Genomic DNA, 25,106 nt, shown 5'->3' with positions numbered 1-25,106 from the left:
GATATGGATTTAGGAAAAACATACAATGGCTTTAAATTACTAGAGAAGGAAAAATTAGATGAGATAAATTCTGAGGGAATGCTTTTTGAACATGAAAAAAGTGGTGCTAGATTATTTTTCCTAAAAAATGGAGACGACAATAAAGTATTCTCAATAAGTTTTAGGACGCCGCCGGATGACAGCAGAGGTGTTCCACATATACTTGAACATTCTGTATTGTGTGGTTCAAGAAAATTTCCTGTAAAAGAACCTTTTGTAGAACTAGTGAAAGGCTCTCTCAATACTTTTTTAAATGCAATGACATTTCCAGATAAAACCATGTATCCTGTAGCGAGTGTTAATGACAAGGATTTTGTAAATCTTATGGATGTATATTTAGATGCAGTTTTTTACCCTAATATATATAAGTACCCAGAAATAATGATGCAGGAAGGGTGGCATTATGAACTTGATAGCAAAGACAAAGATTTAACTTATAAAGGTGTAGTATACAATGAAATGAAAGGTGCTTTCTCATCTCCAGAGTCCATACTTCTTAGAAAAATGATGGAATCTCTCTATCCAGATACCCAATATGGAGTAGAATCTGGAGGAGATCCAGATGTGATACCGGAGCTAACTCAACAGCAGTTTGTAGAATTTCATAATAAGTATTACCATCCATCAAATAGCTATATATATTTGTATGGTAATATGGACATTATGGAAAAACTGAAATTTTTAGATGAACAGTATTTAAGCAACTTTACTAGAAAAAATGTAGATTCTACTATATTAAATCAGACTTCTTTTAGTAGTGAGAGACAGATGACAATTAAATATCCTATTTCAAGTAGTGAAAGGGAAGAAGATAAAACATTTTTAAGTATGAACTATTCAGTGGGAAAAGCTGTGGACAGTGAGCTGTACCTAGCATTTGATATACTGGAGCATTTACTTTTAGAAACTCCATCTTCGCCTTTAAAAAAGGCACTAATTGATGCTAATATAGGGAAGGATGTATTTGGAGTATTTGAACCAAGTATGCTTCAGCCTATGCTTGGAATAGTATGTAAAAATTCTAATGAAAGTGAAAAAGATAAATTTAAGCAGGTAGTAGAAACTACTTTAAAAGATATGGTTAACAAGGGTATCGATAAAAAGCTTGTAGAAGCTTCGTTGAATATAAAGGAATTCCAGCTTAGAGAAGCAGATTATAGGGGATATCCTAAGGGATTAATATATGGGATGAAGTCCATGGACAGTTGGTTGTATGGTGAGAAGCCATGGATTCACTTAAATTATGAAAAAGTATTGGATAAGATAAAATCTGAATTGGACAATAATTATTTTGAAAAACTTATAGATAAATATATTTTAAAAAACAACCATAGATCTATGGTAATAGTTAAACCTGAAAAGGGTCTTGAGGAAAAGAAGGAAAAAGCATTAAAGGAAAAACTAAATAATTTTAAGAAGGGACTTTCAGACAGTGAATTAGAAAAAATAATACAAGATACTCAAAAATTGAAAAAGAGACAGGAAAGTGGGGATAGCAAGGAAGACTTGATGAAAATACCACTTTTGTCCATATCAGATATAGATCCAAAGGCTAAGAGATTGAAACTTGAAGAAAAGGAAGAGGATAAAGTAAAAGTATTGTTTTATCCAACATTCACTAATGGAATTTATTATTTAAACCTTTATTTTGATAGTAATACAGTAAAAGAAGAACTTATTCCATATATATCACTTTTAAGTGCGGTACTTGGAAAAGTCAGCACTGAAAATTGTTATTATGAAGAACTGGCCAAAGAAATAAATATATATACAGGAGGAATAGGTTATTCTGCTCAATCCTTTGGAGAAAATGGAAATAGCCACAAATTCTATCCTAAGTTTGTAGTAAGATCAAAGGTTCTTGTGGATAACTTACCAAAATTAATTTCAATATTGAATGATATAATAAATCATACAAAATTTGAAGAAAAGAAGAGATTGAGAGAAATAATTCAGGAAACTAAATCTAGAATAGAGATGGCTATTTTTGAAAGAGGCCATGTAGTAGCTGCAAATCATGTTTCATCTTATTTTTCGCCTATAAGTAAATATGAAGATATGCTCAGTGGTTTAGAGTTTTATAAATTTATATCAGATTTAGAAAAGAATTTTGATAGTAAGTCAGAGGAAATAAGCAAAAAATTAGAGGAAGTTTCAAATAATATATTTAATAAAAATAACCTGACTGTAAATATAACTTGTGATGAAAAAGATTATGGTAATTTTAAAAGTGCTTCTAAGGATTTATTTCATGAATTAAAAGATAATGAGATATGTAAAGTAGAGTATAATTTTGACTTGAAGCCTAAAAATGAAGGACTTATGACTTCATCTAAAGTTCAATATGTAGCTAAAGCTTATAACTATATAGATCTCGGATATTCTTATAGTGGAAGCCTTCAGGTATTAAGATCCATAGCTAATTATGAATATTTATGGAATCAGGTAAGAGTTCAAGGAGGAGCTTACGGAAGCTTTGCATCTTTTCAGAGAAATGGAAATATGTTTTTTACATCCTATAGAGATCCAAATTTGAAACATACTGTTGAGGTATATGATAATGCAAGTAAGTTCTTTGCAAACTTTAAAGCAGACAGCAGGCAGATGACTAAATATATAATAGGTACTATATCAGATTTGGATTTTCCACTGTCACCTTCTATGAAGGGAGAACGTGCTGCTGAAAACTATATAAGACACATAAGTTATGATGACCTACAAAAGGAAAGAGAAGAAATACTAAGTACTAAGCCTGAGGACATAGCAGGGTTTTCAGAACTTATTTCCAGCGTAATGGACAAAAATAATGTATGTGTACTTGGAAATGAACAAAAAATAAAAGAAAATAAAGATATATTTAATAATATGGTTAGTTTGTTTGAATAAGCATAAAATAAAATAATCCACAGTGTGAATACATATTTATTCACACTGTGGATAACATTTTAACTTTAGGGTGTTTTACTAAACTGCGGTATTTTCAGGTGTATTGTCATACTTCCCTGATTTTAAATCTGAAATCCAATGCTTGATACTTTCGTAAAGTATAACTATCAATATGGCCATAACGATTAGAGATAATACTGTAAGTGTAGTTTTACCGTGTGGAATATAGTTGCCAGTTATATTTTCAATTGAAGCTGTTAAAGTTGCCACACTTATAAATGCCATTGGTATTACTGTAATTGGCATGTACTTCTTTTTGCCCATTCTTATAAGTACTGATGTACCTATTGCAAAGGCTATAGCTGCTAAGCTTTGGTTTGCTACACCAAATAGAGGCCAGATAGTTGATATATTACCTGTATACAGTAAGTAGCCCCAACATACAGACATAAGCAAACTGAAGAATATTATGTTAAACCAAGAATCCTTTTTTGCAAGAGGCTTGCAGAACTTACCGATTAAATCTTGAAGTAAGTATCTACCTATTCTAGTACCTGAGTCTATAGTTGTCAGTATAAATAATGCTTCAAACATTATACAGAAATGATACCAGTAAGACATCAATCCTTTTAAGCCAGGAATCTGATAGAATACGTAGGACATACCAACTGCAAGAGATACAGATCCACCAGTTCTTCCTGCTAAATTTTCTCCTACTAGCTGTTGCAGCATAGGGAGTTCTTTTGGAATCATGTCTAGTTTTGCAAATACAGCTGGTGTTGAATTTATAGCAAAGTAATCCGCAGTTGGAAGGCAAGTTGCAGCAATTAATGCCATTAAAGCTATAAAGGATTCTAGAAGCATAGAACCAAAACCTATAGGAAGTATATCTTTTTCATTTGAAATAAGTTTAGGTGTAGTACCAGAACCTATTAATGAATGGAAACCTGATAGAGCACCACAGGCAATGGTTATAAATACAAATGGGAATACTTTACCTGAAACTATAGGACCGCCGCCATTTACAAATTTAGTGATAGCAGGCATCTGAAGTTCTGGTCTTACAAATATAATACCTACTGCAAGTACTGCCATAACTCCAAGTTTCATGTAAGTACTCAAATAATCTCTTGGCAGTAACAAAAGCCATACAGGAAGTACAGCTGCACAAAAACCATAAGCGGCAAGTATAAGTGACATTTGTTTTACATTGAAAGTAAGAAATGGTGCTAAAGCTGAATGCTGAACAGTTGGTCCTAAAATAACTCCAAGTAATATAAGTACCATACCAATAATTGTACCTTCAGCTATTTTACCTGGTCGTAAGAATTTAAGATAAATACCTATAAAAAGTGCAACTGGAATAGTAAATCCAACTGTAAACGTTCCCCATGGACTGTTGTTAAGTGAGTTTACTATAGGAAGTCCAAGACCTGCCATTGTTATTATGAGTATGAATATAACTGAAACTGATGTAATATAACCCATTCTTTCACCAAGATTTTTCCTGGCAATTTCGGCAATTGATTGTCCATCTTGTCTAACTGAAGCAAATAAGATAACCATGTCGTGAACGGCACCGCCTAGTACACCACCTATTAAAATCCAAAGTGTACCTGGAAGATATCCGAATTGCGCTGCTAAAACTGGTCCTATAAGTGGTCCAGCACCTGCAATTGCAGCAAAATGATGTCCAAGAAGTATCCATTTGTTAGTTGGTACATAATCATGTCCATCTTCGAACTTTTTAGACGGGACTTCTCTTGTTTCATCTAATGCTAGAACTTTTGCTGCTACAAATGATCCATATATTCTGTAGCCTGCGACTAATACAAGAGCGCCTATAATTACTAGTACTATAGAATTCATATAAAAACCTCCTTTTTAATTTTTAATAATTATAAATAGTTCATTAATAATTAATTATATGAATTTTATTACATGTTTATAATAGTCTGAATTTATTGATTTTCATACCCAAATATTCCAAAGTGCAAAAAAACGGATGCGAATGGTCAAAAATAACATGTGAATGGTATTTACAATGAGTTGAATAACATAATTGAATTTTACAGTGTGAAAAATTTATAAAAAAAATTCACAGTGTGAATTTTTTTTCATACACACTGTGAATAAAACTTTTAAGGATAAACCCTATTTATCCAACTATTTTTTCTTCTTGAGGCTTATCATAATCTCCGGATTTTAAATCTTTAATCCAGTGTCTTATGCTTTCATAAAGTATAATTATTACTATAGCTATGAGAATTAAAGATAACACTGTAAGTGTAGTTTTATGATTTGGAATATAGTTTCCTGTTATATTTTCAACTGATGCAGTTAAAGTAGCCACACTTATAAATGCCATAGGTATTATTGTAATAGGTATATACTTTCTCTTGCCCATTCTTATAAGTACTGAAGTACCTATTGCAAAGGCTATAGCTGACAAACTTTGATTTGCCACACCAAATAAAGGCCATATTGTAGATATATTACCTGTACACAGTAAATATCCCCAACAGAAAGACATAAGCAAGCTGAAGAATATTATGTTAAACCAGGAGTCCTGTTTTGCAAGAGGCTTACAGAATTTTCCGAATAAATCCTGAAATAAATATCTTCCTATTCTAGTACCTGAGTCTATAGTAGTGAGTATAAATAATGCTTCAAACATTATGCAGAAATGATACCAGTAAGACATCAATCCTTTAAGTCCAGGAATTTTATAGAATACGTAAGACATACCAACAGCTAATGATACTGAACCGCCAGTTCTTCCTACTAAGTTTTCTCCTACTAACTGCTGCAGCATAGGGAGTTCTTTTGGAACCATACCTAGTTTTGCAAATAGAGCTGGTGTTGAATTTATAGCAAAGTAATCAGCAGTTGGAAGACAAGTTGCTGCAATTAATGCCATTAAAGCTATGAAAGATTCTATAATCATTGATCCATAACCAACAGCTAAAATATCCTTTTCATTGGCAATAAGCTTAGGGGTTGTACCAGTACTTATCAATGAATGGAAACCTGATAGAGCACCACAAGCTATAGTTATAAATATAAATGGAAATACTTTACCTGGAACTATAGGTCCTCCACCATTTACAAATTTAGTAAGAGCAGGCATTTGAAGTTCTGGTCTTACAAGTACAATACCTACTACAAGTGCGGCCATAACTCCAATTTTCATGTAAGTGCTTAGGTAACCTCTTGGAATAAGTAAGAGCCATACAGGAAGAACAGCTGCACAGAAACCGTATATAGCAAGTATAAGTGACATTTGCTTTACATTAAAAGTTAAATATGGAGCAAGTGCTGAACTTTGGATAGTTGGTCCTAAAATAACTCCTAATAAAATAAGTGCCATACCAATTATGGTACCTTCACCTATTTTACCTGGTCTTATAAATTTAAGATAAATACCTATGAATATTGAGACTGGAATAGTAAAACCTACGGTAAAAGTTCCCCATGGACTACTGGCAAGAGAGTTTACTATTGGAAGCCCAAGGCCTGCCATGGTAATTATTAGTATAAAAATAACAGAAATTGATGTAATATAACCCATTCTTTCGCCTAAATTTTTTCTTGCAATTTCGGCTATGGATTGACCATCTTGTCTAACTGAAGCAAACAATATAACCATATCGTGAACTCCTCCAGCTAGTACACCACCTATTAAAATCCAAAGTGTACCTGGAAGATATCCGAATTGTGCTGCTAAAACTGGTCCTATAAGTGGCCCAGCACCGGCAATGGCTGCGAAGTGCTGTCCTAAAAGCATCCATTTGTTTGTAGGCAAATAGTCATGCCCATCCTCAAATTTTTTAGCGGGAACTTCTCTTGTTTCATCTAGAACTAGGACTTTTGCGGCTAAAAATGATCCATAAAGTCTGTAGCCTATAACTAATACTAAAGCTCCTATAATTACTAGTACTATAGAGTTCATATAAGTACCTCCTTGTAAAATTTTTAATAAATTAAAAGTGCTTGATTAATAAATAACAATGGTAACGTTATTACATATTGATAATAGTCCGAATTTATTCGTTTTCATACTAATGCACTCTAAAATGGTAAAAAAGGGTGATAAATAGTCGAAAATAGATGGTAATCGGTAAGAGGTATTTATATAATAAAGTTAACAAAGCAATTGAATTTTGTTATTATAATATAAGGGGTGCTATTATATTTTTTAGGCACAAAAGTTCAAATAGTTGGTTCCTGCTAGTTCTCATAGATAATTATACGAGGAGTGATATACTTTGATTTATCTTAAATTACTTCAGAACATGGCCTTAATTGCTTTATCTGCATATATGTACAATCATTCTAGTATTTTAAAACAATTAATCAAAGATGAGCTGGGAACTGCAGATAAAATTTTACTTGTAATATTTTTTAGTACTCTAGGTATTTTAAGTAATTATACAGGGGTAAATGTAGAACCAGCTAATAATATTAATTCAGAAACTATGGCTTTGGGGTATCTGGGAATGCATGATGCTATAGCTAACACAAGACCTATTGCAGCCATAGTGTCCGGATATATTGGAGGACCTTTAATTGGAGTTATAGTAGGATTGATTTCAGGAGTCCATAGGTATGCTTTAGGTGGGTTTACAGCTGTTGCTTGCACTATTGCAACTATAGTAGAAGGGCTTATAGGAGGTATTGCAAGAAAATATTCCAAGGATGAAAGCCTTAATGTAAAACACGCATTTTTTGCGGCCATAGTTGCAGAATGTTTTCAAATGATAATAATTCTAATATTTGCAAGACCTCTTATAAGTGCACTTATATTAGTAAAAATTATAGCTGTCCCAATGATACTTATAAATTCATTAGGTACTGTTATTTTTATAAGTATAATAAAAAGTGTTAAGGAAGAATATAATAAAGTTGGAGCTATAGAAGCACAAAAGGCTTTAAACATTGCAAAGAGAACTGTAAAATATATGAGAAAAGGACTTGGAGAGGAAACAGCTAAAAATGTATCAAAAATAATATATGAAGTAGCAAATATTGATGGAATACTTATAGGGGATAAAAGTGATATTTTGACTTGTTCTGTTAAAAACATAAATAAGATAAGATTAAGAGAAAGTATATATAAGGGTGATAAATTTCCTGTTTATAAAATCATAAATGAAGGACAGATGTTTTTTGTGTGTGCACCATTTAATATACCAAACTCTGGTTTTCAAGGAGTACTGGGACTTGGATTGAAGTCAAAAAAAGATATTAACAATTATTTTATACAATTTGTACAAGAACTAAGCGATTTACTCTCTAACCAGATAGAATTATATAAACTAAATAAATTGGCAGAAGAAGCATCTATAGCAGAATTTAAAGCGCTAAGATCCCAGATACAACCTCATTTTTTGTTTAATGCCCTAAATACTATATCGTCATTTTGTAGGACAAACCCCTCTAAAGCTAGGGAACTTATTATAGATTTATCAAATTATTTTAGACAAACTTTAAAGAGAGAAGAGGATTTTGCCTATTTAAAAGATGAATTAGAATTTACTAAATCATACATTTCTATTGAAGAAGCTAGATTTGGAAATAGGCTGAAGCTAATTATTGATATACCAGATAAAATGATGACAGCCAAGGTTCCTGCATTCATACTACAGCCTATTGTAGAAAATGCTATAAAACATGGAATACTGCCCAAACCTGAAGGCGGCAGTGTATATCTTAAGGCATCTTTTAAGGATAAGGAAATACTATTTTCAGTAGAAGATACTGGAGTAGGTATGAGTAATGAAAGATTAAATGAAATTTTAACTAAATGGCCTGGAATAGGATTGAAGAATGTAAATGAAAGATTAAAACTATTATATGGGGAAGACCATGGACTAAGTATAAAGACTTCTTTAAATAATGGAACTAAAATTAGTTTCCTCATATCAATGAAGGAGGTTTCATCGGCAAATGGATAAACTGAAATGTGTTATTGTAGAAGATGAGATTCCTGCTGCGGAGGAATTGAATTATATAATATCAAAATATGAGGATTTATGTATAGAAGGAATTGCATACGATGGTAAAAGTGGACTAGATCTTATAAAAAATAAAAAACCAAATGCTGTATTTTTAGATATAAATATGCCTTTAAAAAATGGTATTGAATTGGCAAAAGTCATTAAAAAATTTGATAAGTCAATAGATATAATATTTGTTACTGCTTATGAACAATATGCAGTTCAGGCTTTCGAAATATATGCCCTTGATTATGTACTTAAACCTTTTGATGAAAAGAGAATAGCTGTTACTATAAGAAGATTAATTAGCAAATGGCGTGAAAAAAGTTCAGAAAATGAAAAAATACCTGATATATTAAATGAAATAGTAAGTAAAATAGACAAAGAGAGTAATTTGGTAAAAAGAATTCCTTGTGAGAGGCAAGGAAAGATAATTTTAGTAAATGTAAAGGATATCTATTATTGCTACATAGAAGATGATAAAACCTATGTTAAAACTAAAAATGACAGATATCTGGTTGGGACAACTCTTTATCAGATAGAAGAGAAAACTAATTTTTTTAGATGTCATAGGAGCTACCTGGTAAACATGGATAATATAAAAGAATTATATTCTTGGTTTAATGGAACTTATAAGCTGGTTATGGATGATGAAGAAAAATCAGAAATTCCTATAAGCAGAAGTAACGTAAAAAAATTAAGAGAATTGCTTAAGATATGAATTATAGAGTTTCTTGGTTAGAAAGTTAGCTTATACAGATCATGTAATGACAAATTTCAATTAGAAACCTTATATATGGTTTGTAATTGACAAAATAGTTAAAAATTAAATTGTGAAGGAGAAATGTATTATGGCAGTAGTAAATGTAAGTCTTCAAGTGTTACCTGTAGTAAAGGATAAGGATTTGTATGGTGTTGTTGATAAGGTTATAGAGTATATAGCTTCTACTGGGGTAAAGTATGAAGTAGGACCTATGGAAACTACTATGGAAGGTGAATTGAGTGAACTTCTGAAAATAGTAGAAAAGGCTCAAAGTATATGTGTAGAAGGAGGAGCGGAGAGAGTTGCATCTATAGTAAAAATAGATTATAAGCCAACAGGTGTGACTATGGAAGAGAAAATTGGGAAATACAGATAAACTGGTTTTCAACTTTTGTATTAGGAAGAGGTAAAGAATAATGAACATCAAAGATATAGCAGTTTTAGGAACTGGAACTATGGGACATGGTATAGCATTACTTTCTGCAAAAGCAGGATTAAATGTAGTTATGTATGGCAGATCTGATGCAAGCTTGGAAAGAGGATTTAATAATATAAAATCTAGCTTAAATAGTTTAAAGGCTGCAGGAAAATTGTCAGATGAAAAATGTGAAGAAATTTTAAGTAAAATAAAGGGTGTTAAAACAATTCAAGAAGCTGCTAAAGATGCTGATTTTGTAATAGAGGCATTAGCTGAAAACTTAGAGTTAAAACAGGATATCTTTAGGCAGTTGGATGAAATTTGTTCACCAGATGTAGTTTTAACTAGTAATACTTCAGGACTTAGTCCAACAGCTATAGCTAAGAATACAAAGTACCCTGAAAGAGTAGCAATTGCCCACTTTTGGAATCCACCACAGCTGATTCCATTGGTAGAAGTAGTACCAGGAGAAAAAACATCACAGGATGCGATGAAAATAGTCATGAACTGGGTTGAATTTATAGGTAAAAAAGCTGTTCGCATGGAAAAGGAATGTTTAGGGTTTATAGGGAATAGACTTCAACTTGCACTTCTTAGAGAAGCCTTATATATAGTAGAACAAGGTTGGGCAAAACCAGAAGAGGTAGATAAAGCCATGGAATATGGACATGGTAGAAGATTACCTGTTACAGGCCCATTATGCAGTGCAGATTTAGGAGGCTTAGACATATTTCATAATATATCTACATATTTATTTAAAGATTTATGTAATTATACAAAACCTTCTAAGTTAATGCAGGATAAAGTTGAAGCTGGAAATTTGGGAAGTAAGAGTGGACAAGGATTTTATAATTGGACACCAGAAGATTTAGAAAAGAAACAAAAAGAACGTACAGAAGTACTTTTAGACTTTTTAGAGAGAGATTCTAAGGAGAAATAGAGTTTCTAAGCAGAAAATCAATTTATACGCAGACATATTTTTAAGTTAAGAATTAATAATGAAAAATTAATAGTGAAGGATGATTTTTAGCTATCGCAAAAAATCTTTAAATTTATATGAATCACCAATGTTTCGCTTTAGCGAAACGAGTGGTGAAAAAGCTTAATCAAAGATTTTTTGTAGTGTAGTGGAAAAAAATCCACATTAACTATTAATTCTTAACTATTAATTATTAAAAATATGCTTACGTATAAGTTGATTTTTAAGTTAGAAACTCTTTTTACATTTTCTATGGGAATAGATAGCTAAAGTTATCTGTTTCTGGTAGAATAAATGCAAAATAGCTTATGAATATAGTAGGAGGATTTTGAATGATACTTATAAAAAACGGATATGTCATTGACCCATTGAGCAAATTAAATGAAAATGTGGATATTTTAATAGATAATGAAAATGTAGTAAAAATTGATAAAAACATAGATGAAAAAAATGTAGATAAGGTTATAGATGCGTCTTCTTGCATAGTTGCTCCAGGTTTTATAGATATACACAGTCATTTTAGAGATCCTGGTTTTACCTATAAAGAGGATATATTTACTGGAGCAAATGCAGCTGCAAGGGGAGGATATACAACGGTTATATGTATGGCGAATACTAAACCGGTGGTAGACAATGTTGAGACTTTAGACTATATATTGAACAAGGCTAAAATGGCAAGAATTGAAGTACTTCAAGTAGCTTCTATAACAAAAGGAATGGCTGGAAAAGAAATTGTAGACATGAAAAAGTTAAAGGAAGCTGGAGCAGTAGGATTTTCTGATGATGGTAAACCAATTATAAGTTCAAAAACAGCAGTTGAGGCTATGAACATGGCAAGGGAGCTTGATGTAGTTCTTAGCTTTCACGAAGAAGATCCGGAACTAATAAGTGAAAATGGAATAAATTCAGGGAAAATAGCAGACGCATTAGAGATAAAAGGCTCTCCCAGAGAAGCAGAAAATGTGCTTGTTGCAAGAGATGCAGCACTTGCAATATCAACTAAAGCAAAAATTGATATTCAACATATAAGCTCTGGTTTATCTGTTGAACTTGTTAGATGGGCAAAAAAGATGGGTGCAAATATAACGGCAGAGGCAACACCGCAGCATTTTAGCATAACAGAAGAGGAAGTCTTGAAAAAGGGAGCAAATGCAAAAGTAAATCCACCTTTGAGAATGGAAAGTGACAGAAAGACTATAATCGAGGCACTGAAAGATAACACAATTGAAATAATAGCTACAGACCATGCACCTCATTCAAAAAAAGAAAAAGAAGGTAAAATTTCTAAAGCACCAAGTGGAATGATAGGCCTTGAAACTGCACTTTCTCTTGCAATTTCAAAATTAGTTAAACCAGGATATTTAAGTTACATGGATGTTATAGAAAAGTTTACTGTAAATCCTGCAAAGTTGTATAGATTGGATAGGGGATATATAAAAGAAGGACATAGGGCAGACATTGTAATATTTAATCCTGAGGAAGAATATGTGGTAAGTGACTTTTATTCTAAGTCATGCAATTCTCCTTTTATAGGTGAAAAGTTGTATGGAAAAGTAAAGAACACAATATATAAGGGAACTATTGTGTATGAAGACGAAAAATAGTGTGCTATCTGAGAAATAAGCTATATATGAGCCTTGCTTAATAAAAAGAAGCAGGGCTTTAATTATGAAATCATGTTTCCTGCAAGTTGATTTTTTCAACTAAGATCAACTACAACTCCATTTACGGTAAATAGGTCAACATCTAAAATATTATTTATAGGCGATAGAAAGAAATGAATATTTTAATAAGGTAGATAAATGATTTGAGGATAATAATTGTAATGGAACAAATACTCGTATAGATGAGACAACAATCAAGAAAAAACTGAAAGAAAGGTTAGGTGAAAAAAGTGAATGCAATAAGTATAAAAAATCTTAAAAAGTCTTACGATGGGCAGATTAATGCTTTGAACAATATAAGTCTAAGTATACCAAAAGGCCAGATATTTGGATTTCTTGGCCCTAATGGTTCAGGAAAAACCACTACAGTTAGAATTCTTAATGAAATTCTTTCGGCAACGTCAGGATATGCTGAAATTTTAGGAATACCTGTGGGAAAAAATAATATTGAAATTCATAGATTATGTGGGGTTATGACTGAAAGTTCTTCCTGTTATGAGAACCTTACTGCTGAGCAAAATTTAATATTTTTTGGCAAAATGCATGGAATGGGTGAAAAATTGCTTAATGAACGTACTGATTTTATATTGAAAAGGCTGGAGTTATTAGATGTAAAAAACAGGAAGGTAAAATCTTTCAGTACGGGAATGAGAAAGAGAGTTTCTCTGGCTGTAGCATTAGTTCATAATCCTAAGATTTTATTTCTTGATGAACCTACTTCTGGTTTAGATCCAGAAAATGCACTAAATGTTACAAGGCTTATAAAAGAACTTGCAGAGGAAAACGAGGTTACAATATTTCTTTGCACCCATCAATTAAAATATGCTGAAGATATCTGCACACTATATGGTTTTATAAATAATGGTAGTATCCTTGGTTTAGGTACATTTAATGAACTTGCTTTAAGGAAAAATGCAGCTCTTCAATTAAAAATTAGAGGAAAAAATATTTCGGAAAAACTTGGATTTATCCATGAAGGTAATAATATATATAGCAAATCTATTTTAGGAGATAAAGAGGCAAATACTCTAATACAAGGCATACTGACAAGCGGTGGGGAAATTTATGAGGCGATGCAGAAGAAATGGTCACTAGAACAACTGTACTTTAAATATATAAAAGGCACATCTAATGATGTAACTTTATAAGTCTGGAGGGGTTAGAGTATGAATATAAGTGAAAAAGCATTGATCTATAAAGATATAAATGAAATAACAAGTTCAAAACGTGTTATTATGCCTATGACTATTGTACCGATTATTTTGATTGTAATCATACCATTAGGAATACTTATTGGGGCGAACTTTATTAGAAATGATTCAAGTATGCTTACAAAAATGGCTCCTCTTCTAAGAAAATTGCCTCCTGAATATGCAGCATATACTCCAGCTAAGCTTTTAATAAAAGTAAGTATAGACTTTATGTTTCCGTCATACTTTCTTATAATTCCAATAATGTGTTCAGGAGTTATTGGAGCCAGTAGTTTTGTGGGAGAAAAAGAGCATAAAACTATGGAGTCTCTGCTTTACACACCAATATCCATGGAACAATTGCTTAGAGCTAAGATTTTAGGGGTTTTTGTGCCATCCTACATCGTGACTTTCATTTCATTTATAGTCTTTGGCATCATATGTAATATAGGTGGTTTTATCTATTTTGGAGGACTCATTTTCCCGGACATAAAATGGATTATAATCATACTTTGGATTTCACCTGCAATCAATTTATTATCGCTAACATTTACTGTTATGGTATCGGCAAAATCAGAAACATTTCAGGAAGCACAACAGGTAAGCGGGCTTCTTGTCATTCCAGTGATTCTTATATTAGTAGCTCAAATGACAGGTATACTTTTACTCGATAATCTTGTAATGCTTATAGCAGGTGGTGTTCTCTTAGTACTTGATTATCTATTGATAAAAAGGATTTCCTCTAAATTTATTCCAGAGAAATTGATTTGAATAGTTACTTCTAACTCTTTGAATATAAGTTCAATTTAAAAACTACCTTTAATGTGTATATATGAACAATTTAATTTCTTCAAGTTTCATGATATACTGAAACTAATTATGGTTCAATTATGAATATATTTTCATTTAGTGAAATAAGATCTTTTAGTTGATATAATTTATAGCTGTTTCTAATTTAAAAATAAACTTATGCGTAGAAATATTTTACAATAAACAAGTACATTTAAATATTTTGTATATAAGTCTTAGTTGAAAATTTATGAAAAAGCTTAGGACTTTTGAATTGTCTGAGGTACGAGTTTTCAAAAGTCCTTAGGTTTTTGTGAATTTTCTGCTTAGACTTATCAAAATATTTAATCGTGCTTGTGGTTGTAAAAATATTCGGAGCATAAGTTTATTTTTATTTTGAAACTCTATAAATCTATAGCATTTTCTCCCAATCAGCGTATAAAGTTTCTATTTCATTTTGTGTATCTGAAAGTTCCTTATTTACAGCACTGCTTTTTTCAGGATTAGAATAAACTTCCTCTAGGCACAGTTTTTTTTGAAGCTCAAGTACGTGGTCTTCCAAATTTGAAATTTCTTCTTCAATGTTTTTAACTTTAGATTTCTTTTCACGTTTAGACTTTTCAAGGTCTCTTTTCTTTTTTTTCTCATGTTGTATTTGAGTTTTAGTCTTTGAACTTTGTTCCTCTTCCATTTCAAATCTCAAGGGATTCTTTTTCTTTTCCACATAATAGGTGTAATTACCTAAGTATTCTTTTGCACCATTCTCATTTAATTCATATATTTTATTGACAGATTTATTTAAAAAGTACCTATCATGAGAAATTACAAGCACGGTGCCATCGTAGTTTAATAAAGCTTCTTCTAAAGCTTCACGGGATGTTATGTCAAGATGGTTTGTAGGTTCATCTAAAAGTAAAAAGTTAGATTTAGACAATATAAGCTTTAATAAATTTATCCTACATTTTTCTCCACCGCTTAAAGAAGATATTTTTTTAAATACGTCATCTCCTGTAAATAAAAAGCTGGCTAGAGCATTTCTTATTTCTGTAGTGGTGAGTTTTGGAAAACTGTCCCATACTTCATCTATAATTGTTTTTTCAATATTTAAGTCAGATTGTTCTTGGTCGTAGTAGCCGACCAACACATTTTTGCCTAATTTGCAAAGACCATCATCCTGTTTTAATTTACCTAGAATTATTTTGAAAAATGTAGTTTTGCCTCTACCATTTTCACCAATTAGAGCTGTTTTTTCTCCTTTTTTTATATCAAAATTTAAGTTTTTAAACAATAGTTTTTCATCAAAACTTTTACTTAAGTTCTCTACGTGAAGTACATCATTTCCACTGTTTATCTGAGTTTTAAATGTTATGCCTTTAATTTTTTCATCTTTGTCAGGAGCAGCTAGTCTATCAATTTTGTCTAACATCTTTTGTCTGCTTTCTGCTGCCTTTATGCTTTTTTCCCTGTTAAAAGATCTATATTTTTCAATAATTTCCTCTTGCTTTTTTATTTCTATTTGCTGCATGTTATAGGCTTTTAGCTGGACTTCATAATTTTTTTGTTTTAACTCCAAAGAAGTAGTATAATTTCCGTTATAAAAATTTATATGACCGTTTATGAGTTCCATAGTTGACTGGGTTATAGCATCTAAAAAGTATCTATCATGAGATATTACTATGATAGTACCTTTATAGGATTTTAAATATTCTTCTAGCCATTCTATAGCGTTTAGATCCAGGTGGTTAGTAGGTTCATCTAAAAGAATGATATCAGGTTTAGATAAAAGCAGTTTACAAAGTGCCACCCTTGTTTTTTTCCCACCGCTTAGCACAGTTATAGGATCGAGAAATTCATTTTCTTGAAAACCTAATCCACTTAAAACTCTGTTTATTTCAGCTTTGTAGGTATAGCCACCCCTGTTTGTATAAAGCTCTGAACAGGTGGTATATTTATCTATCAATTTATTTCTATACTCTTCATTTTTGGCATCGTAAGGTTCGTTCATCAAGGCTTCTAATTTATTTAATTTATTTTCCAAATTAATTAGATCCTGAAACACAGTAAGCATCTCGTCATATATAGTATTTGAAGAATCCAATGACAGATGTTGAGTTAGATATCCAACTGTTTTAGCCTTATCTATAAATAAATTTCCACTGTCATAATTTATTTTACCTGTTAAAATATTAAATAAGGTGGATTTGCCAGCTCCATTTGGACCAATTAATCCTACTTTTTCTCCATCATTTATGTTGAAAGTTATATTTTCAAGTATAATTTCGATTCCATAACTTTTATGAATATTATTGCAACTTAAAACAACCATTAGTAACACCTTCCTTAATCATTAACATTTTACTATGTATAGTAACTTTTTTGTAGTCCTATGTTATAATTATAATTAGAAAATTATAATATGGGCTAATTGATGTTTTAAATTTATTTTTAAAAGAAATTATAATTAATTAATTTTCAAGTACATTTGTAAGGATTGGAAATGTAGGCAAATTAACAATAGTTGTTACTGCTCATTATTTACGAATGTTAAAAGGTAACTAAAAAAGTGAGTACTATATTGTATAAAACATGTAAATAATTAATATAATTTACATATAAATGTATTGATTTATGTCTGTATGAATAGGATAATTAAATATATATCAAAGTAATTTATTTAGATACAATAATGGTATTCTAAAAATCAAAAAAGTATTTAAGAGAAATCAAAGAATATAGAAGAAGGTGTAGTATGGATAAAAAAAAGAATATATCAATGGCTGTTATAAAGAGATTGCCAAAATACCATAGGTATTTAATGGATTTAATGAAAAATGACGTAGATAGAATATCCTCTAAGGAATTAAGTGAAAAAATAGGATTCACAGCTTCACAAATAAGGCAGGACTTAAACTGTTTTGGAGACTTTGGACAGCAGGGATATGGGTATAACGTAGGTGAATTATACGGGCAAATATGCAATATACTTGGTCTTACGAAAACTTATAAGACTGTTATAATAGGTGCAGGTAATATAGGTCAGGCTATAGCTAACTATACTAGATTTGAAAAAATAGGTTTTCGGTTAGAAGCTATTTTTGATATAAATCCTAAACTTATAGGTATTAGAATTAGGGATATCGAGATAAGGGATATAGATTATTTAGATGATTACTTAAAAGAAAGTAGTATAGATATAGGAGTTATATGTGTACCTAACAATAATGCCCAAAAGGTTTGTGATATTTTAGTCAAAAACAAAGTTAAAGGTATTTGGAATTTTGCTCCTGTAGATTTGGTTACTCCAGAAGACATAAAGATTGAAAATGTTCATTTAAGTGATAGTTTATTAACATTGACATGTCTTTTAAATGACATAGATTAAAAACTTAAATGAATTCTTTAAGTTAAAAAATTCATTTGTTAGAAAATAAATTTAAATCATAAATATTTAGAAAAAATGAGTAATATTATGAATATAGTTTATATTTTTAGCATATTGTAATTGTTTTCTTGTGCAATTTTCATAATTATATGATATAATTATATAGGTTTATATTAGGTCAAATATGAGTTGAGAAAGGGGCAAAAAGCCGTTTAGTCAGATGTATCTTATTGGGGGGTATTTACTGATGCTGTAGGGTGAATTTCATCCGAATTTACGCCCTTGGAGTGAAAGACCAAACGAAAGTAGCTAACTAGCAAAATCGAACACTATGAAAAGGGAAATAGCCATAGATCTTATGATTTATGTACTAGAAAAAATGGCACAAAAGTATGTACAAGATTGTTAACAAAAAAGAGTTATCACCAAACATATTCTTAATGGATATTGAGGCACCAAGAGTTGCCAAGTCCTGTTTACCAGGACAATTTATCATAGTTAAAATGGATGATAAAGGGGAAAGAATACCTCTTACTATCTGTGATTATGATGCAGAAAAAGGAACTGTTACTATTGTATTTCAGACATTAGGAGCTTCAACTAAAAAAATGGCTAAATATGAAGTGGGAGAGTATTTTGAAGATTTTGTTGGACCACTTGGACATTGCTCAGAACTTGTAGAGATGGATCTTAAAGAACTTAAGAAGAAAAATATAATGTTTGTAGCAGGGGGTGTAGGTACTGCACCAGTTTATCCACAGGTAAAATGGCTTCATGAACATGGAGTTGCTGCAGATGTTATAGTTGGATGTAAATCAAAAGATCTTTTATTATTTGAAGATGAATTGAAACCAATTTGTGGAAATTTATATATAGCAACGGATGATGGGAGTTATGGATATAAGGGCTTTGTTACGAATCTTTTGAAAGAACTTATTGACAAGAAAGATAAAGAATATGATTGTGTAATTGCCATAGGACCTATGATAATGATGAAGTTTATAACTCAAGTTACGAAACCATATGGAATTAAAACAATAGTAAGTTTAAATACTATAATGGTAGATGGAACTGGAATGTGCGGAGCTTGTAGGGTTACTGTAGGTGGAGAATTAAAATTTGCCTGTGTAGATGGTCCTGAATTTGATGGTCATCTTGTAAATTTTGATGAAGCTATGAGAAGACAAGCTATGTACAAGACTGAAGAAGGAAAGAAACTTCTGCAAGAAGAAGAAGGGGACACTGGAAGTAGAGAAGGTAAAAAGTGTAGAGCAGAAGAAAAACTTGAAAGAATGAAAAGAGTACCTATAAAGGAACAGGATCCTAAAGTTAGAGCTACTAATTTTGATGAAGTTTGCTTGGGATACACTGAAGAAGAAGCTGTAAAAGAAGCTTCAAGATGCTTGAATTGTAAAAAGCCTATGTGTGTTACTCAGTGCCCTGTTACAATAACTATACCTAAGTTTGTTGAACAGGTAAAAAATAGAAACTTTGAAGAAGCTGCTAAAATAATAGCAGAATCAAGTGCACTTCCTGCTGTATGTGGAAGAGTATGTCCTCAGGAAACTCAGTGTGAAGGAAAATGTGTACTTGGCAAAAAAGGTGATGCTGTTGCTATAGGTAAGCTGGAAAGATTTGTAGCAGATTGGTCAAGAAAGAATAATATCGATTTATCTAAGACTTTACCTAAAAACGGCAAAAAAGTAGCTGTTATAGGAAGTGGTCCTTCAGGACTTACTTGTGCAGGAGATTTAGCAAAGCTTGGATATGACGTTACTATATTTGAAGCACTTCATGAAGCAGGAGGAGTACTTGTATATGGTATTCCAGAGTTCAGACTTCCAAAGGATACTGTAGTAAAACATGAAGTTGAAAATGTAAAGAAATTAGGAGTAAAAATAGAGACAGATGTAATAATAGGAAGAACTGTTACTATAGATGAACTAGTAGAAAAAGAAAAATTTGATGCTGTATTTATAGGTTCAGGAGCAGGACTACCAAGGTTTATGGGAATACCTGGAGAAAACTTAAATGGAGTATTCTCTGCAAATGAATTCTTAACAAGAAGTAATTTAATGAAAGCATATAGGGATGATTATGCAACTCCTATAAAAGCTGGTAAGAAAGTAGCTGTAGTAGGAGGCGGAAACGTAGCTATGGACTCTGCAAGGACAGCTCTAAGACTTGGAGCAGAAGTATACATAGTATACAGAAGATCCGAAGCAGAACTTCCAGCAAGAGCAGAGGAAGTACACCATGCAAAAGAGGAAGGAATAAAGTTCAATCTTTTAACTAATCCTGTAGAAATATTAGGAGATGAAAAAGGTTGGGTTAATGGAATACGCTGTATTAAGATGGAACTTGGAGAACCAGATGCATCTGGAAGAAGAAAACCAGTTGCAATAAAGGGATCAGAATTTGATTTAGATGTAGATACTGTAATTATGGCCCTTGGTACTTCACCAAATCCACTTATATCAACTACAACAAAAGGACTTGAAATGAATAAGCGTAAATGCTTAATAGCAGAAGAAGAGACTGGACTCACTACAAGAGAAGGAATATATGCAGGTGGAGATGCAGTAACAGGTGCTGCTACTGTAATACTTGCAATGGGTGCAGGTAAAAAAGCTGCTAAGGCTATAGATGAATATCTGAAAAAATAATTATATATTGAATAAAGGAGCTGTATCACATTTCTGGTACAGCTTTTTTAATATTGATTGAAAATTATCTTAATAAAATGGTATACTATCAGAAATAAGTATACCATTTTGGTAAAAATTTTACGGAGAAAAGGAAGTATAATATGGATTTTAATTATGTAGAGGATTTTGAAAATGGGATTATAATAAAAAATGTTCGAAATTTTGAATTAGCCCATATATTTGAATGTGGGCAGTGTTTTAGATGGCATAGAGAAGAAAATGGCAACTATATAGGCGTAAGTTTTGGAAAAGTAATAGAGGTAGAAAAAAGGGGAGAGGATGTGATTTTATATAACGCATCACAGCAGGATTTTAAGAAAATTTGGGCAGGTTATTTTGATTTGTATAGGGATTACAATGAAATAAAAAATATACTCAGTAAAGATCCTGTTTTAAAGAAAGCTATAGAATTTGGAGAAGGAATCAGATTATTAAAGCAGGATCCCTTTGAATTGGTAGTTTCTTTTATAATATCTGCTAATAATAGAATTCCAATGATACAGAGGACTATAAAAAATATAAGTGAAAAATGGGGAGAACCTTTAGAGTATAAAAATAAAGTTTACTATAGTTTCCCTAAAGTAGATAAATTAAAGGAAGCCACTTTAGAAGAACTTGCTTCTTGTGGAACTGGTTTTAGAAATAAGTATATTAAAGATACTGTATCAAAGATTTATTATAATGGAACTAAAACTAAAGAAAATTATGATAAAAAATATGATATTAATTGGATTAAAGATCAAGAGGATGAGGTATGTCATAAAGAGCTGCAAAAATTTATGGGTATAGGTCCTAAAGTATCAGATTGTATTATGCTTTTCTCTATGCAGAAATATTCTGCATTTCCCGTAGATGTATGGGTTAAGAGGGCTATGAACTATTTTTATCTGGCACCAGATGTGTCTTTGAAAAAGATAAGGGATTTTGGAATAGATAAATTTGGTAAGTTGTCAGGATTTGCACAGCAGTATTTATTTTATTATGTTAGAGAAAATAGTATTAAATTACAATAAATGTAATAAAAGTAATAATTTTAAACTGTACTATTTTATAAAATAAGCTGTTCAAATTTGTTAAAGAAACCATGCCCTTGTAAACAACTAATATATAAGGAAAGTATTATATTGCCCATAAAAAATAAAAAGTAGTTACATTTTACATCTAAAAGTGTTATAATTAAACAAACAAATTATAAAATGTGACAAAGGAAAACATAAGATAACAAATTTTGAAATTCACTTAAGATTAGAGTATTTGGTGTTAAAGGAATATGCTTCTTTAATAACACAAGATAGTTAATTACATAGTGAAAAATACAAAGGTTAATCTTTTAGGTAAAGTTACAATATTCTTTTAGATGAAAAAGTAAGAAGTTCTTCATATTAAGAATTTATCACAATTATTAAGTATGAAGTAATTCAGGCTAAGAATTTATCACAATTATTAAGTATGAAGTAATTCAGGCTAAGAAGGATATTGAATAAATGTTGCCTTTGTAAATGAACATTTTAAAATAACATCAACATTTTTAAATTCTGAAAGTAAACGTTGCATTGATTACTATAATGATCTACTAAAAGGTATATTACCTACTGCATTAAAAATTAATTTCATAATGATAAATTAATTTTAATAATCCAACTAAAAAATGAAGCCTGCCAACAATTTATAAAATTGAAAATTCAAAAATAAAAGAAATAATTTTATCTACATTAAGCTCTATTGAGATGTATGCTATGGTTTATTTTATTATAAATAAAATAATAAAGATTAAGCTGGCAGTATTTAAAGAAATAGCTTAAGAAGAATTGCTATAGTATTCAAATAAAGCTTTTTGTAATGCATAGAAATGTTGATAGAATTTAATTAAAAATTTATATTTATGCCTTTCCGAAAGTCACAACAATAATATTTATCATAAGGAGGGTGTACAATGAATACGTCATTTGATTACAGTAAGTTAGATACTATATTGAAAAATCATGAATTTAAATCTAGCAATATTATTGCAATATTGCAGGACATCCAAGGAGTATACAGGTATTTACCTAAGGAGATATTTCCATATCTTTCAAAAAATCTTGGAGTTAGCAAAGCGAAGATATATGGTATAGCAACCTTTTATGAAAATTTTTCTTTAGAGCCTAAAGGTAAATACGTAATAAAAGTATGTAACGGTACTGCTTGCCATGTAAGAGGATCTATACCTATATTGAATATACTAAGAAAGGAATTAAAGCTTTCAGAGACTAAAACTACAACTGATGATTTAATGTTTTCTTTGGAAACGGTTTCTTGTCTTGGCGCTTGCGGACTAGCCCCTGCTATCACAATTAATGACAAGGTACATGGTTCTATGACTCCTGATAAAGCAATGGAACTTTTAAACTCACTTAAGGAGGAAAAATAACATGTTTAGTAGTAGAAATGATTTGATTAATGCTAGAAAAATTTATAAAAATAGTCTTGAAATGCAAAGCAAGAAAATTCTCATATGTGGTGGTACTGGATGTGTTGCAGGTGGTTCATTAAAAATTTATGATGAATTTCTAAGATTGATGAAAGAAAAAGGAATAAATTGTACAGTAGAACTTGAAAAAGAGCCGCATGATAAATCAGTTGGCCTCAAGAAAAGCGGATGTCATGGATTTTGTGAGATGGGACCTCTTGTAAGGGTTGAACCTTTCGGATACTTGTATATACAGGTAAAATCGGATGACTGTTTAGAAATTTTAGATAAAACTATACTTAATGATGAATGTGTTGAACGACTTGCATATAAAAAAGATGGACAAATATATAGAAAGCAGCAGGAAATACCTTTTTATAAAAAACAAACAAGAGTTGCCCTTGAGCACTGCGGTCACATTGATGCAACTTCAATAAAAGAATGTATTGCTTTAGGAGGATATTCCTCATTTGAAAAAGCATTATTTGACATGGATTCGGATGAAGTTATTAAGCAAATAGATGAATCAAATTTAAGAGGACGTGGAGGCGGTGGATTTCCTACTGGTCGTAAATGGACTCAAGTAAAACGTCAAAAGGCAGATATGAAATATATTGTATGTAATGGTGACGAGGGTGATCCAGGTGCATTCATGGATAGAAGTGTAATGGAAGGAGATCCTCATAGAGTACTTGAAGGAATGATGATTGCAGGTGTTGCCTGTGGTGCACAAGAGGGATATATTTATGTCCGTGCAGAATATCCTCTTGCTGTAGAGAGACTTTCTAATGCAATTGCACAAGCAAAAGAATGCGGACTTTTGGGTAAAAATATTCTTGGAACAGGTTTTAACTTTGATATTAAAATTAATAAAGGAGCAGGTGCTTTTGTTTGTGGTGAAGGAAGTGCCCTTACAGCTTCTATTGAAGGAAAAAGAGGTATGCCAAGAGTAAAACCTCCAAGAACTGTTGAACATGGACTTTTTGGTAAGCCAACAGTACTTAATAACGTTGAAACATTTGCAAATGTACCTGTAATTATTGCTAAAGGAGCAGACTGGTATAGAAACATTGGACCTGAAAACAGTCCTGGTACAAAAGCTTTTGCTTTAACAGGAAATATTGAAAATACAGGATTAATTGAAGTGCCAATGGGTACAACCCTAAGAGAAGTAATATTTGATATTGGTGGAGGAATAAGAAACGGTAAAAGATTTAAGGCTGTACAAATAGGAGGACCATCTGGCGGATGTCTTACAAGTAAAGATCTTGATTTACCACTGGATTTTGATTCACTTAAAAAAGTAGGAGCCATGATAGGTTCTGGCGGACTTGTAGTTATGGATGAAGATACATGTATGGTTGATACTGCAAAATTCTTCATGAACTTTACACGAAATGAATCCTGTGGAAAATGTGTTCCTTGCCGTGAAGGGACTAAGAGAATGCTTGAAATTCTTGAGAGCATAGTTGAAGGCAAAGGTAAAATAGAAGACATAGATATGTTGTTAGAACTAGCAGATACTATATCTTCAACAGCATTATGCGGACTTGGGAAATCTGCTCCATCACCAGTTGTTAGTACTATTAAGAATTTCCGTGATGAATATGAAACTCACATAGTTGATAAAAAATGTCCATCAAAAACATGTACTAAGCTTAGAACAATATATATAGATAAAACAATTTGTAAGGGATGCTCAAAATGTTCAAGAGCTTGTCCTGTTGGAGCAATTTCAGGAACAATCAAGAAGCCATTTACAATTGATCAAAATAAATGTATAAAATGTGGTACCTGTGTTGATACTTGTGTATTTAAAGCTGTAAAGGAGGATTAATAG

The 25,106-nt window shown here is 31.4% G+C and carries 16 protein-coding genes; 13 read left to right on the top strand and 3 right to left on the bottom strand.

Going from position 1 to position 25,106, the window contains the following annotated elements; translation table 11 throughout:
* The first annotated feature begins 3 nt into the window (after positions 1-3).
* Positions 4-2,925, top strand: a complete 2,922-nt coding sequence (locus B5S50_RS08070) for an insulinase family protein (RefSeq protein ID WP_254306733.1) — start codon at positions 4-6, stop codon at positions 2,923-2,925.
* Between the two features lie 78 nt (positions 2,926-3,003).
* Here B5S50_RS08070 and B5S50_RS08065 read toward each other — a convergent pair whose 3' ends face one another.
* Together B5S50_RS08065 and B5S50_RS08060 are read right to left on the bottom strand one after the other, a co-directional pair.
* Positions 3,004-4,794: a carbon starvation protein A gene (locus tag B5S50_RS08065; RefSeq protein ID WP_217303540.1), complete on the bottom strand. Its 1,791-nt coding sequence runs from the start codon at positions 4,792-4,794 to the stop codon at positions 3,004-3,006.
* A 289-nt stretch (positions 4,795-5,083) separates the two neighbouring features.
* Positions 5,084-6,877 (bottom strand): carbon starvation protein A, encoded by a 1,794-nt coding sequence (locus tag B5S50_RS08060; RefSeq protein ID WP_023162324.1) that lies wholly within the window; start codon positions 6,875-6,877, stop codon positions 5,084-5,086.
* Between the two features lie 316 nt (positions 6,878-7,193).
* Between B5S50_RS08060 and B5S50_RS08055 the strand changes: the two genes are divergently transcribed.
* From B5S50_RS08055 to B5S50_RS08025, 7 genes are all read left to right on the top strand, one after another.
* Positions 7,194-8,882 carry a LytS/YhcK type 5TM receptor domain-containing protein gene (locus tag B5S50_RS08055; protein ID WP_023162323.1) on the top strand — a complete coding sequence of 563 codons (1,689 nt, stop codon included), beginning with the start codon at positions 7,194-7,196 and terminating at the stop codon, positions 8,880-8,882.
* Complete coding sequence (locus tag B5S50_RS08050) at positions 8,875-9,645, top strand: LytTR family DNA-binding domain-containing protein (RefSeq protein ID WP_023162322.1); 771 nt, start codon at positions 8,875-8,877, stop codon at positions 9,643-9,645. Before B5S50_RS08055 ends, B5S50_RS08050 begins: the two co-directional genes overlap by 8 nt.
* A gap of 130 nt (positions 9,646-9,775) precedes the next feature.
* A complete protein-coding gene (locus B5S50_RS08045) occupies positions 9,776-10,063 on the top strand; it encodes a thiamine-binding protein (protein WP_065079712.1) in 288 nt (95 codons plus the stop codon).
* A 40-nt stretch (positions 10,064-10,103) separates the two neighbouring features.
* Complete coding sequence (locus B5S50_RS08040; protein ID WP_065079711.1) at positions 10,104-11,045, top strand: 3-hydroxyacyl-CoA dehydrogenase family protein; 942 nt, start codon at positions 10,104-10,106, stop codon at positions 11,043-11,045.
* Between the two features lie 371 nt (positions 11,046-11,416).
* Complete coding sequence (locus B5S50_RS08035; protein WP_065079710.1) at positions 11,417-12,688, top strand: dihydroorotase; 1,272 nt, start codon at positions 11,417-11,419, stop codon at positions 12,686-12,688.
* A gap of 290 nt (positions 12,689-12,978) precedes the next feature.
* Positions 12,979-13,896 carry an ABC transporter ATP-binding protein gene (locus tag B5S50_RS08030; protein ID WP_217303539.1) on the top strand — a complete coding sequence of 306 codons (918 nt, stop codon included), beginning with the start codon at positions 12,979-12,981 and terminating at the stop codon, positions 13,894-13,896.
* 18 nt (positions 13,897-13,914) lie between these two features.
* Positions 13,915-14,709 carry an ABC transporter permease subunit gene (locus tag B5S50_RS08025; RefSeq protein ID WP_065079708.1) on the top strand — a complete coding sequence of 265 codons (795 nt, stop codon included), beginning with the start codon at positions 13,915-13,917 and terminating at the stop codon, positions 14,707-14,709.
* Between the two features lie 430 nt (positions 14,710-15,139).
* Here the strand turns inward: B5S50_RS08025 and B5S50_RS08020 are convergent, their stop codons facing one another.
* A complete protein-coding gene (locus B5S50_RS08020) occupies positions 15,140-17,053 on the bottom strand; it encodes an ABC-F family ATP-binding cassette domain-containing protein (protein ID WP_217303538.1) in 1,914 nt (637 codons plus the stop codon).
* A 423-nt stretch (positions 17,054-17,476) separates the two neighbouring features.
* On the opposite strand from B5S50_RS08020, the gene B5S50_RS08015 reads away from it, so the two are divergent.
* From B5S50_RS08015 to nuoF, 5 genes are all read left to right on the top strand, one after another.
* On the top strand, positions 17,477-18,109 hold the full coding sequence (locus tag B5S50_RS08015) for a redox-sensing transcriptional repressor Rex (protein ID WP_217303537.1): 633 nt from the start codon (positions 17,477-17,479) through the stop codon (positions 18,107-18,109).
* A 392-nt stretch (positions 18,110-18,501) separates the two neighbouring features.
* Positions 18,502-20,775, top strand: a complete 2,274-nt coding sequence (locus B5S50_RS08010) for a bifunctional dihydroorotate dehydrogenase B NAD binding subunit/NADPH-dependent glutamate synthase (RefSeq protein WP_065079705.1) — start codon at positions 18,502-18,504, stop codon at positions 20,773-20,775.
* Positions 20,776-20,918: 143 nt separating this feature from the next.
* Positions 20,919-21,830, top strand: coding sequence for a DNA-3-methyladenine glycosylase (locus tag B5S50_RS08005; protein WP_217303536.1), 912 nt, complete (start codon positions 20,919-20,921; stop codon positions 21,828-21,830).
* Between the two features lie 920 nt (positions 21,831-22,750).
* Positions 22,751-23,227, top strand: coding sequence for an NAD(P)H-dependent oxidoreductase subunit E (locus B5S50_RS08000; RefSeq protein WP_217303535.1), 477 nt, complete (start codon positions 22,751-22,753; stop codon positions 23,225-23,227).
* A gap of 1 nt (position 23,228) precedes the next feature.
* Positions 23,229-25,103: an NADH-quinone oxidoreductase subunit NuoF gene (nuoF, locus tag B5S50_RS07995; RefSeq protein WP_217303534.1), complete on the top strand. Its 1,875-nt coding sequence runs from the start codon at positions 23,229-23,231 to the stop codon at positions 25,101-25,103.
* Positions 25,104-25,106: the final 3 nt, after the last annotated feature.

Origin of the sequence: Clostridium sp. 001, assembly GCF_019056555.1 — a bacterium.
Taxonomy (GTDB): Bacteria; Bacillota; Clostridia; order Clostridiales; family Clostridiaceae; genus Clostridium_B; species Clostridium_B ragsdalei.
Note: the sequence above shows the minus strand (reverse complement) of the source record. Positions and strands in the feature narration are given on the sequence as shown.